The sequence below is a fragment of the Streptomyces sp. NPDC029836 genome (assembly GCF_055574495.1).
Genome location: NZ_JBVHZI010000033.1, coordinates 1 through 12,252 on the forward strand (window position 1 = coordinate 1; position 12,252 = coordinate 12,252).

General features: G+C 68.6%; 7 protein-coding genes. 6 read left to right on the forward strand and 1 reads right to left on the reverse strand.

Features of this window, described 5'->3' with window-relative positions; all coding sequences use genetic code 11:
- Positions 1–145 precede the first annotated feature (145 nt).
- Together ACZ4XJ_RS37180 and ACZ4XJ_RS37185 are read left to right on the forward strand one after the other, a co-directional pair.
- Positions 146–466, forward strand: a complete 321-nt coding sequence (locus ACZ4XJ_RS37180) for a hypothetical protein (protein ID WP_468498859.1) — start codon at positions 146–148, stop codon at positions 464–466.
- Positions 467–616: 150 nt separating this feature from the next.
- Positions 617–3,196: a DEAD/DEAH box helicase gene (locus ACZ4XJ_RS37185; RefSeq protein WP_468498860.1), complete on the forward strand. Its 2,580-nt coding sequence runs from the start codon at positions 617–619 to the stop codon at positions 3,194–3,196.
- 168 nt (positions 3,197–3,364) lie between these two features.
- Here the strand turns inward: ACZ4XJ_RS37185 and ACZ4XJ_RS37190 are convergent, their stop codons facing one another.
- Complete coding sequence (locus ACZ4XJ_RS37190) at positions 3,365–3,643, reverse strand: hypothetical protein (protein ID WP_468498861.1); 279 nt, start codon at positions 3,641–3,643, stop codon at positions 3,365–3,367.
- Between the two features lie 128 nt (positions 3,644–3,771).
- On the opposite strand from ACZ4XJ_RS37190, the gene ACZ4XJ_RS37195 reads away from it, so the two are divergent.
- The 4 genes from ACZ4XJ_RS37195 (at position 3,772) to ACZ4XJ_RS37210 (ending at position 12,022) form a co-directional block, all read left to right on the forward strand.
- A complete protein-coding gene (locus tag ACZ4XJ_RS37195) occupies positions 3,772–4,833 on the forward strand; it encodes a replication-relaxation family protein (RefSeq protein ID WP_468498862.1) in 1,062 nt (353 codons plus the stop codon).
- Positions 4,834–5,429: 596 nt separating this feature from the next.
- Positions 5,430–6,998 (forward strand): S8 family serine peptidase, encoded by a 1,569-nt coding sequence (locus ACZ4XJ_RS37200; protein ID WP_468498863.1) that lies wholly within the window; start codon positions 5,430–5,432, stop codon positions 6,996–6,998.
- Between the two features lie 357 nt (positions 6,999–7,355).
- On the forward strand, positions 7,356–9,023 hold the full coding sequence (locus tag ACZ4XJ_RS37205; RefSeq protein WP_468498864.1) for a hypothetical protein: 1,668 nt from the start codon (positions 7,356–7,358) through the stop codon (positions 9,021–9,023).
- Between the two features lie 125 nt (positions 9,024–9,148).
- Positions 9,149–12,022: an AAA family ATPase gene (locus tag ACZ4XJ_RS37210; protein ID WP_468498865.1), complete on the forward strand. Its 2,874-nt coding sequence runs from the start codon at positions 9,149–9,151 to the stop codon at positions 12,020–12,022.
- The last annotated feature ends 230 nt before the right edge of the window (positions 12,023–12,252 follow it).

Consider the following 12,252-nt stretch of genomic DNA (forward strand, 5'->3'; position numbering starts at 1 on the left):
ACCGAGTGACCCACGTCTCACCCATGCGGCCTCTTTGGGTTGCCTGCCGTTCAGCCACCTGCTACTGAACTTGATCGGGCGGTGTCGGTTGATTGCCTGACAGCTGAGGGGTGAGTCCGGTAGGTCTGTGCGGGTGAACGCCTCCATGCCGAACCAGACCACCTCCGGGGACGGCGAGTCCACCTCCGTCGCCGATACGTTGAAGAACTTGTTCAAAAGGAACAAGCGAATCATCATCATCGGCGGCAATGCAGCCCTCGTCGTCGCGGCCGGCGTGTTCATCAGTCTCGCCAAGGAGCAGGACCTCACCGAGGGCACCGAGGACTTCGTACCGTTCCCCGATCCCGTACCCAGGGACCGGAAACGCCAGTCCCCTTCTCTGTACACGGTGAGGGAGCACCAACGGAGAACCAAGGACGGGACCATCACCATTCCGCCTTACGTCCGGGGTGGCTCCACGGCCTGAAGCCGAATGCGCTCCCACCCGGCCCAAACGGCGTCAGTCAGGCCGACACCCCGACATACCCTGGCTCGCGCCCCGGAAGCCACTCTGCAAGCCAGCCAGCCCACCGGCCATGGGTCCTATGGTTCGACAACCACAGACGGGAGCCAGACATTGGCGTTTCAAGGCAAGAACAAGCGCACCCAGCAGCAGTTCCCTTCTCCGGAGGAGCTCTACCTCAGCGGCACGCTGCCTCGGACTACCGCAGCGGTCGACGCACTCTGGGTGCACCAAGGGGATGTCATCCGCGCGTACGCCGAGCGCCATCTCGAGACGGCTGACCTCGCGCTCGAACTCCCTACGGGAACCGGCAAGACGATTCCCGGGCTCCTGCTTGCTGAGTGGGTGCGTCGGAGAAGCGAAGGCCCTGTCATCTATGCGACTCCGACCAAGCAGCTGGCGCGGCAGGTACTTGCGGCGGCACGCCGCGAGGGTGTGCCCAGTCACCTGCTCATCGGAGGCCACAGGAGCTGGGACCTCGTCGAAGAGAGTGCTGTGGCAGGAGCCGAAGCCATCGGCATCACCACCTATAGCGCAATCTTCAACAGCAGACCAAAACTTCCAGAGCCGCGCCTGATCGTCCTGGACGATGCGCATGCCGGCGAGCAGTTCGTCGGCGCGGAATACGGTGTCACCATCCACCGCCACAGGGACGGCGAAGCTTACGAAGCGGTCCTCGGCGCACTGGCCCCGTTCCTATCTGGGCTGCTGCTCCAGCGACTCCGGGGGGAGCCGGACCCCGGCGCACACCACCAGGTTCGACTGCTCCTTCCTGCCATCAACCCAATGGTGCTCTCGAAGCTCGATGCTGTGCTTGCGGCACTTCCGGAGCCGTATAAGTTCCAATTCGCGATGATCCGGGCGGGCTTGGCCTCGTGCTGCGTGTACCTGTCGTACGGCGGGATACAGATCCGTCCGATGATGCCGCCGACGTTCGAGAATCGGATCTTCTCGCGCGCCGGGCAGCGAATCTATCTCTCGGCAACCCTCGGGGCCGGAGGTGACCTAGAGCGAGCGTTCGGTCGTGCTCAGATCGACAGGATGCCGCTGCCCACCAAGACTCCACCGCGCTCCGGCCGTCGACTCTTCGTGTTTCCCGACCTAGCAGCGGGTGGGGATGCTCTCGGTCTGGCTCGGCGGATCGTCGGAGTCACCAACAAGGCTCTGGTGTTGAGCCAAGAGACGTTGGCGAAGACGGAGGCTCTTGCATCGGTACTCGCAGCCGACGGCGTGCCGGTTCTGGGGCGGGACGACGTCGAGCAGGGACTCGACGTATTCGCTAAGGCGCCAACGGGGGTGCTCGGACTGGCGAACCGCTACGACGGCTTGGACCTTCCAGGCGAAGCGTGCCGGATTGTGGTGCTCGGTGGGAAACCGGACGCGGTCGGTCTGCAGGAGAAGTTCCTCAGCCAACGGGCTGAAGCGAACGCCGCGCTTGCCGAGCGCCTACGCACACGCATCGTCCAGGGAGCCGGTCGGTGTACCCGCGGCCCCAACGACTATGCAGTCGTCGTGGTGCTCGGATCAGACATCACGAGGTACTTCAGTCGCCCTGAGAACCGTGCAGCGCTTGAGCCCGAGTTGCAGGCGGAGGTGGAGTTCGGCTGGCAGAACAGTCGCGGTGCCGATCCGAACGAGGTCATCGAGAACGTTGAGATGTTCCTCGAGCACGAGAGTGCCTGGCGGGAAGACGGCGAACCTCTGGTGGCGGAGTTCCGGCAGGACGCGCTGAAGGTCGAGTCGCCCGGTGCGGACGCGCTGGGCAACTCGGCCGGCCCCGAGGTCGACGCCTGCCACCTGGCCTTCCAAGGCGAGTTGGTCGCAGCGAGCGAGCAGCTTCAGGAGGCAGCGCGACGTGTCGGTGCTGGCGGTGAGAGCACCCGCGGCTATCGGGGCCTTCTGCTGTATCTATCGGGTGTCTGGCTGCATCTCGGAGCGGAGGATGAGATCCAGCAAGCACGTGCGCGGGAGCTCGTGCGCCAGGCGGCTGCCGCGTCAGACGTACGTGGAATCTGGCTCAAGGAGATGCCGGAGCTTCCCGGAACCGAGGAAGTCCCCCTCACAAGCATGGACGTGGTCAGCGTGAACGCGATCGCGACGCGTCTCAGGGGACGCCTCCGCCCGAATCGCGTCGCGGATGCTCTACAGAAGATGCGTGAGGCGCTGGCCCAAGATGACTCAACGATCTACGAGGGAGGGCTTACGGCCCTCGGCTCGTTTCTCGGCGCTGAGGCATCCAAGCCCAAGGGACAGGGGCGATGTGACTCGGCCTGGGTATGGGGTACCGCAATTTGGATGACCATCGAAGCTAAGTCCGAACAGCACTCCGACGGCCTGCTGCCACTCCATGACATCCGACAAGCCAACACCCAGCTCGACCAGCTGGCGGCCGACCGCACCATGGATCACCCGCCCGCTGGCAGTCCAGCGATCATCGTGTCCAACCGCCTCGCCGTCGATCCGCAGCATGCCCCGGCCGCCAACGCGAACGTCTACCTCGCCTCGACCGAGACCATCGAACAGATCGCCGGCGACATCTCCACCGTATGGAGCGATCTACTCACCAGCGCCACAGGCATCCAGGCAGACCAGACGCTGCGACAGTACGTCCGGTCAACAATGACAGAACACGGGTGTCTGCCGAGTCAGGTCATCAACCGCCTGACGCAGAACCGGATCCGTCCGGGCGATTGAGAGACAGTTCGCCGCTGAGCAGGCGGGCCATAGCAGTGAGTGTCATCGGCATCACTGCGGGTCTGGGGTGATCGGTTTCAGAACCAGCCGTGAGCTACGACGGCCGTGGATCCTGCAACACGTGCAGGGGATCCACGGCCACCGTCGCCCAGCTGGCGCTGGACATCATCACGGGCGTGAAATGAGGTCGGCTAGGTCGTTGATCTGCTTCTGCACGGCGGCCACGGCAGCCCGGAGATCGTCGTCAGCGACGGCGACCAGGTCATCAGGATCAATGGACTCGATGCTCTTCACCGTCGTAGTGATCGCCTTGGTGAAACGTGTCCTCTGCTCCCGAATCGAAATTTCCGGGTCCGCGGTGACCGTCTCGGCAATGAGCGCCTGAACCGCTTCATACGCCTCGGCGACCGCTTCTGGAGTGGCCTTCTCGTCCTGGACAACCGCCACGTAGCTAGCGGCCTTCGCCTTGGCTTGAGCAGGCAGGTCAACCGCTAGACCAGCGGAAGACTTGGCCTTGCCGTCATGAGCGACCCGCCGAAGCCGCCTCCTACGAGCTCGGGCGCCCGCTGACGGAGATGGGCTCCACCGCCCGCGGCGCGGGCTCCAGCGGGGCCACCCACCCCATGGCCGTCAACGAAACCGTCATCGCGATGCTCCGGCCCAAGCCCGACCTGAAGCTGCTCACCGCGGAGCCGGCCGAAGCCCAGGCGGCCGCCCAGGCCGCCGTCGACGCGACCCCCGGCGTCGGGACGATCGCCTCGTACGCGACGGAGGTCCCGCTGCCGGCCACCGGCACCTGGGGTGCTCCGGGGAAGGGCGGAGCCCAGGCCGACATCGTGCTCACTGCCCCGCAGGATGGGATCCCGCTGTTGTTCATCGAGGTCGACAACTGCCACGAGACCGCCGAGGAGATCGCGGCGAAGCTTGCGAAGTACCACCGGTTCTTCAAGCGAACGATCAAGGACACCGACGGCAAGGACAAGCCGGTGTGGCGCACTCGCTGGCTCGCCCGCGCCGTCGACTACGGCGAGGCCCCGCACCCGCCCGTCCTGATCGTCTTCAACCACATCGGTGCCCGCGACCCCAACCGTACCGTCCCGCGGCTGCAGGAGCTCACCCGGCCGCTGTGGGCGGGCGAGCCGGCCGACGGGTTCAGCAGCTACGACAGGAAGATTCCGATCATCGCGACCGGCCTGCGTAACCTGCGCGAGCACGGCCCCAACGGCCCGGGCTTCCTCCGCTTCGGCCGCACCCCCATGCAGCCGCTGCGCGACGCGATCGGCAACCCCCGCCGGGACGCCGTCCTCGCCCGCCGGGCAGAGCGGATGAAGGCACAACAGGCGGAGTACAAGGAGCAGCTACGCCGCGCGGCCGAGCATAAGAGGGCCGAGCGCGAGGCCGCCCGCCCTGCCTGCGCCGGCTGCGGGATGAAATTCGACAACGACCGCTGGGAGAACACCCAGCTGTCCCCGGAGCCGAGCCGCCGGTGGCACCCGACCCTGTGCGAGCCGTGCGAGGCCAAAATGGTCGCGGCCGCGGACCAGGCAGAGCGCGACCGCCTGGAGCAGGAGGCCGCCGAGACTGCCGAGAAGGCCCGCAGCTGGCGCTCCCGCTTCCGTTCCGGGCAAGCCTCCTGACGGGTTGGGCAACCCTTCGTCGGTAACGTGGGCAAGCCTTGGGCGACCCAGGGCAAGGCTCGGTGGACGTTGGGACGCACGGAGGAAGATGAGGAGCTGAGGCGCGGCCGGGTACAGCAGGGGTCGTGACGCGGACTGTGGTCCTGTTGCTGCGCGCCTCGCACGTAGGGCCTACGGGCCGTTCAAGGACGCCTCCTTCGCATGGGTGCCGCGGGCTCGGCCGGAAATTTTTAGGTAGCGCTACGGATTGTCTGATTCCACCTCTGCGGACGATGCTCTGGGGGTTCGACGGTGGCTCGTCCATCGCCACACCTCGGCCGCTTTCTCAGGTGACCGGATGTGCCGTGGAGCCTCCCCCCAGAGGAGTAGCCGTCGAGCGCAGGCATGACCGCATGGGGGCTTCTGCGGTCGTGCCTGCCCCTCGCTGCGGGGGTTACAGGGCACGGACCGGATGGTCGTCGGCCCCATGGCACGGTTCGGATCGCGGTGGCCTCGCCAGACTGCCGCGCCCTGTTTCCGGCCTGCCCCGCAGGTGGGGGGTTGCTCCATGGTTGCCGGGCCGGCGCGGTCCGGACAGTCGTCGAGGAGGAATCTGCATGAGTTCCCACGCTGTGGGCCTGCGCGCTGTTGCCGCAGGGTTCGCGAGTGTTGCCCTGCTGGTCGGGGCGGGTACGGCAGTGAGCGCGACCCCCACGCCCTCGGGCGAGGGCGTGATCGTCGGCGCGGGGCGTGCCGACGTGGTGAAGGACTCCTACATCGTCACCCTGAACACTTCGGTCGGACGCGGCGAGGTCGAGCGCCACGCACGGGACCTGACGGCCGGGCATGGCGGCACGCTGGGTCACGTGTACACCGACGCTCTGCGCGGCTTCTCCATCCGTCTGCCGGAGGCCGCCGCCAAGCGGCTTGCCGCGAACCCGGCGGTGGCGCGTGTGGAGGTGGACGGTATCGCGCGCGTCTCCGAGACGCAGACCAACCCGACCTGGGGTCTGGACCGTGTCGATCAGCGGGACCTGCCGCTGGACAAGAAGTACACCTACCCGAGTACCGCCTCGAACGTCACCGCGTACGTCCTGGACACGGGCATCCGTATGACGCATCAGGACTTCGGCGGGCGGGCGGTCAGCGGCTACGACTTCGTCGACAACGACTCCAACGCCTCCGACTGTCATGGTCATGGCACCCACGTCGCCGGCACCGTCGGGGGCACCGCATATGGGGTCGCCAAGGGCATCAAGCTGGTGGGTGTGCGCATCCTCGACTGCGGTGGGTCGGGCTTCGACTCCGGCATCATCGCCGCAGTCGACTGGGTGACCCGGAATGCGGCCAAGCCCGCCGTAGCGAACATGAGCATCGACGGCTCCAAGACCCAGTCGATGAACGATGCCATCACCAACTCGATCGCTTCCGGCATCACCTACGCGGTCGCGGCCGGCAATGGCAGCACCGATGCCTGCACCCGCTCCCCGGCGTCAACGCCGAACGCGCTCACAGCGGGTGCGACGGACAGCAATGACGCCCGTGCCTGGTTCTCCAACTACGGCGCGTGCCTGGACGTGTTCGCCCCGGGCGTGAACATCACCTCGGCCTCCAACTCCAGCGACACGGCGACAAAGGTCGACCAGGGCACGTCGATGGCCTCCCCGCACGTGGCCGGAGCGGCCGCCCTGGTCCTGGCGGCCAACCCGTCCTGGTCGCCGGCGCAGGTCCGCGACAAGCTCGTGGCCGACGCCACCGCCAACAAGGTCACCGACGCCAAAACCGGTTCCCCGAACAAGCTGCTCTACGTCAACAGCGGTGGCACCACTCCGCCGCCGAGCGGCCCGAAGTTCGAGAACACGGCGGACTACCAGATCAGTGACCACACCACTGTCAATTCGCCGGTCACTGTCTCGGGGGTCAGCGGGAACGCGCCGGCGGCCCTGGCGGTGAACGTGGACATCCGCCACACCTTCCGCGGTGACCTTCGCGTCGAGCTCGTCGCCCCCGACGGCAGCGCCTACCGCCTGAAGGACTACAACGGCGACGACGGCACGAACAACGTCCAGGGCACCTACACCCTTAACGCCTCCAGCGAGGCCGCCAACGGTACCTGGAACCTGCGCGTGACCGACAACGCCGGCGAGGACACCGGCTACATCAACAGCTGGTCCCTGCAGTTCTGACCTGTTGACCCCGGCAGGCCGGCCCGACAGCCGTCTGCCCCCTTCGCGGCTCGCCCCGAAACAGCCATGGGGAGGCGCTGCCCCAGCGCAGCGCATCGGGACGGGCACACAGCACGGGCTGCCGGGCCATGAACAATCCCGGCGGCCCGTGCCCCACAGCAGTACCGGGCCGGCAGGTCCGAGGGGAGACCAGGTGTGGCGCGCCGTTCCTAAGCGGGGGCCTGGCACCCCAGCGCCGAAGATTCGCGCCCATAACGGTTCGATCACCAAAGAATTTACGGCTAGATTTTCTATTGGACCTACGATTTCCTGTTGTAGGGCTTGCGGGACACCGCACCACTTTTGAGGAGCAGCGCGATGAGCGCCAGGCGGACGAAGAAGCAGACACCGGACCGGAAGGGCAAGGGGCGGCACAGCAGGACGATGAGCGCGGGCCGCATCACGGCCGCCTGCGCGGTCGCGGCGCTCGCGACGACGGCGGTCGTGTGGGTGCAAAGCGATGAGCAGGCCGCACAGGCCACGCAGCCGGGCACGGCCAAGGTGCCTTCCCTGGCCCTGGTCAACGGCAAGCTGTCCTACACGCCGGACACGTCCAAGAACCGCATCCCCGATTTCTCGTCGGCCGGCTACAAGGGCGGCGGCGTCGCCCTGCCCGACGCTGCCGTCGTCGGACGAGTCGACGCACGCGACAGCGGTGACGACGACACCCCCCGCATCCAGGCCGCCCTGGACAAGGCCGCGAAGCTGAAGCCGTCGGCTGCCGGTGTGCGGGGCGCGGTCCTCCTGGGACCGGGGAAGTTCCGGGTCACCGCCTCGCTGAAGCTGGCGGACGGAGTAGTCCTGCGCGGCTCCGGCACCGACCTCGGCAAGGGAGGAACCCTCCTTAAGGCCAAGGGGGTGCCCGGGTCGCTGATCACCATCGGCGGCGACGGTGACTACACCCGGACGGGACAGCGGGTTTCGATCGAGGGCGACGTGCCCGTCGGCGCGACCAAGGTCACGCTCCAGGACGCCTCCTCGTTCAAGGCGGGCGAGCGGATCGTGGTCCAGCGCCCGACCACTCAGGAGTGGATCAACGCGATCGGCATGAACAAGATCCCCGGCGGGGAGTCCTGGACGCCGAACTCGGGCATCCTCGCCGTGCGCACCGTCGTGGCCGTCTCCGGGAAGACCCTCACCCTGGACGCCCCGATCACGACCGCGATCGAGAAGAAGTACGGCGGCGGCACCGCCTGGCACTACACCCTCGACGGCCAGGTTACCAACGCGGGCGTGGAGAACCTGGCCGCGGACGCGGAGGAATTCTCCCTGCACGCCGATTACGGGCGGCCCGAGGACGGCAAGAACAAGGACGCCGGCGCCTTCGCCTCCCGCCTGGTGACGATCGGCGCCGCACGGGACGTGTGGGTCAAGGACGTGAAGCTGACCAGCTTCGGGTCCGGGTTCTACGTCAACGACAACGCCAGCCGGGTCACCATCGAGCGGGCCGCCGACCTGAACATGGCCGTCCCCGACGGGCTGGCCCCGCCGCCCGCGTTCATGGTCGGCGGACAGCAGGTCCTGGTCCGCGACACCACCGTCACCGGCGACCGCGTCCACGCCTGGACCACCCAGGCCTTCGCGGCGGGCCCCAACGTCTTCACCCGCTCCACCGCCACGTCCCTCACGGGCCGCGGTCAGGTCGACGCCGGCCCGCACATGCGCTGGGCCTCGGGCACCCTCTACGACCAGCTGACCATCAACAGCACCGACAGCGCGTTCATCGCCGCCAACGCCTGGGACGGCGGCACCGGCCACGGCTGGCAGGGCGCCAACAACATGTTCTGGAACACCAAGGCCGCGAAGTACGCCATCCTGACGCCGCCCACCGCCAACAACTGGGCCTACGGCATCACCGGTGAGCGGGTCGCCGGCAAGCACGACGGCGACCTCCCGACCCCGCCCGCACTCGGGACCATCGTCAGCCCCGGCAAGGCGGTAGCACCCACCAGCCTCTACGAGCAGCAGCTGTCAGAGCGCCGCTGATCCCCAGAACACCGCTGACACCGAGACACCGTACGGGCCCCGCGGGGGCGGGCCCGTACGGGCAGTGCGGCCAAGCCCCCGCGTGGCGAATCTGCCCGTACCACCCCCAGGAGAGCCAGCCACCCGTGCACGCACCACGGCCCATCCCCGTCCACACCCCTCTGATCGGACGCACAGCCCAGCTCGCGACCCTGTCCCGGGCGGCGGCGCAGCCGCCGAGCATCATCGTCATCACCGGCGAGGCCGGCATCGGCAAGACCCGACTCGTCCAGGAGCTCCTGCGGACCCCTGAACTGAGGGGCCTCCCGCACCTGATCGGGCAGTGCTCCGAAATGGCGGAGACTCCCGTCCTGGCACCGGTCATCGCCGCCCTCAACTGTCTCCCCGCCAGCGCTCTGCGCGAGGTACCCGCCATCGCGGGCGCTTTGAGACGTCTCCTGCCCGACCTCGCCGGCTTCCTGCCGCCGGCGCTGTCCGTCATCAGCTACGCGCCGGCCGAGGCCTACTGCCTGCACGGAGCGATCTACGCACTGCTCCGGTCCATAGACCCGGCGGTCCTGGTGCTGGACGATGTCCACTGGGCCGACGCGAGCACCCGCGAGTTCCTGCGGGTCCTGACCACGCGCCTGCCCGCCGACCTCACGGTCGTCCTCACCGACCGGGACGACGCTCCCTACGCCGCCAGCCACCGTGGACCGGCCTCGTGGCTGTCCGGCGCACAGGTCCACGAAGTCCGCCTGGCTCCCCTGACGGCAGCGGAGACGGGAGAGCTGGCCGCTCAACTGATGGGCGCGGACCGCACGTCCAGGCAATTCGCCGAACGCCTGCACCGCCGCACCGCCGGCATCCCCTTCGCTATCGAAGAAGTGATCCGGCTGCTCACCGACGACGACGGCAGCGCCCCGGACGCCGACGGCACGATCATCCTGCCCGCCCCGGTGCGGCGCGTGCTCCTGGAACGTCTGGCGCTCCTCCCGGAACAGGCCCGCGACGTCATCGCCGCCGCCGCCGTGGCAGCGCGCCCCGTCACCGTCGACCTGCTCGCCGACATCACCGGCCTGAGCGAACCCGACACCCGCCGAGCCGTCACCATGGCCCTCGAACACGGCGTCCTGCACCCCGCCGCCCCCGGAGCCCTCGACTTCCGCCACTCCCTGGCCCGCCAAGCAGCCTACGAAGCCATCTGCGAATTCGAACGCCGCCCGCTGCACCTGCGCGCGGCCAAAGCCGTCCTCACCCACATCTCGCCACCGCCGCTCGCCCAGATCGCCCATCACTACCAGCAGGCCGGACGCAGCAAGGCCTACCTGCGCTACACCGAAGCCGCCGGCGACCGCGCCACCGCCCAGGGCGACACCAGCACCGCCACCCGCCACTACCTCACGGCGCTGAACGACCACCCCTCCGCCACCGCCCGGATCCGCCTCGGCCTCAAACTCGGCAACGCCGCCCTATCGGCGATGCCCGACGACGCCATCATCCCCGCCCTGCGCCGGACGCTCACCGAGGACGCCCCGCCCCGCCCCGCAGCCGGTGAGCTACGCCTCTACCTGGGCACCCTCATGCGCAACCAGGCCGGTCTCGGACCGGCCGGGCTGGCCGAGCTCGCCCGGGCCGCCGACGACGTCACCGACACCGCCCCCGAGCTCGCGGCCCGCGCCATGTCCATCATCGCCTTCCCCTCCGTCCAGGGATGGCCCCTGGCCCAGCACCTGGGATGGCTGGAGCGCGCCGAAGCACTCCTCCCGCGCATCACGGATCCCGTCCAGCGCACCGCCATCGCCGTCAACCGGGCCACCGTCCTGATGTTCACCGGCGACCCGGAAGCCTGGAACGCGGCAGCAGCCCTACCCCGGACCCCTGCGTCGGCCTCCGAGGAAGTCCAGCTCGCCCGCGCACGCGTCAATCTCGCCCACGCCACCACCGCGCTCGGCCACCCCGCCGCCGCCCACGACCACCTCGCCCAGGCGGAAGAATTCCTGGAACGCAACGGCATCCCCTACCTCGCGGGACTCGCCGAAACCGCCCACCTCCTCCTCGGCTGGACCACCGGCCACTGGGAAGGGCTCGCCGAGCGCGCACAGCGCGCGGCAAACCTCTACTCCCAGATCCGTGACCTCGCGGCCGAGGCCCTCCTCGTCCGCGGCCTGCTCGCCCTCCATCAGCAGGGGGACACCGCAACCGCGCGCCAGGACCTGACGAACGCCGCCCGTACCTCCCAGCTCGACACCGGCATCGTCCTGCCCACCTCCGCCGCAGCCCTCGCGCGCATCCACCTCGCCGCCGGCCGGCCCGACCACGCCCAGGCCGCCACCGCGGAAACCCTCGGTCACATCCGCCGCACCGGAGGATGGCTCTGGGCCACCGACCTCGCCCCCACCACCGTCGAAGCCCTCATCCGAACCAGCCGGTACCCCGAAGCCCAGCGGTTCGTCGAAGACTTCGCACACGGCATCGACGGACGAGACGCCCCGGCCGCCACCGCCGCCCTCCTCACCTGCCGCGCCCACCTCACGGAAGCCGGCCGGCACCCGGAGGCCGCCGAAATCCTCTTCATCCAGGCCGCCCGTGCCTGGACCGAGGCTGGCAGACCGCTCGAAGCCGGATACGCCTTGCAGGGCGCCGCCCGTTGCGTGCTTCCCGCCGACCGCGGGCGAGGACAGGAGCTCGGCAACCGGGCGCTGGAGATCTACGAGCGCATCGGCGCGACCTGGGACAGCGGCAACTGCAACCGCCTGCTGCGCCACCACGGGCTCACCCGTACCAACAAGCGCGGCCCCGTCGGATACGGCGACCAACTCTCCCCCCGCGAACACCAGGTCGCCGTCCTCGCCGCCCTGGGGTTCCTCAACCGGGCCATCGCCGAGCAGCTCAGTCTCTCCCCCCGCACCGTCGAGCACCACGTTGCCAATGCCCTGCGCAAACTGGGGATCAGCAGCAGGACCCAACTCGCTGACGCTCTGGCCACGACGACCACGAAGCCCCGGGCATCCGAGTAGCGGCGCGTCCGGCCTGTGCCTGACATCGCGAACTCCGCTTTCTGCAGATGTTGTTGCCGGAACGGCGGCAAATATTTGGGTACCGCTACGGATTGCCGCGCACCGGCGGCACGGCCGATGCTCTGTGCAGTCCCGGGGCGGCCGGCCCCCGGACGGAGCGCGTCGATCGCCGGCCGACGCGGGCCTTGGCATGTCAGGTGCACGTCATGACTGTTGTGCCGGGGTCGCGC

Excerpts from the sequence above, each read along its gene's own strand:
- ACZ4XJ_RS37180 (WP_468498859.1), top strand. The coding sequence starts at position 146 with ATGCCGAACCAGACCACCTCCGGGGACGGCGAGTCCACCTCCGTCGCC.
- ACZ4XJ_RS37195 (WP_468498862.1), top strand. The coding sequence starts at position 3,772 with ATGGGCTCCACCGCCCGCGGCGCGGGCTCCAGCGGGGCCACCCACCCC.
- ACZ4XJ_RS37200 (WP_468498863.1), top strand. The coding sequence starts at position 5,430 with ATGAGTTCCCACGCTGTGGGCCTGCGCGCTGTTGCCGCAGGGTTCGCG.
- ACZ4XJ_RS37205 (WP_468498864.1), top strand. The coding sequence starts at position 7,356 with ATGAGCGCCAGGCGGACGAAGAAGCAGACACCGGACCGGAAGGGCAAG.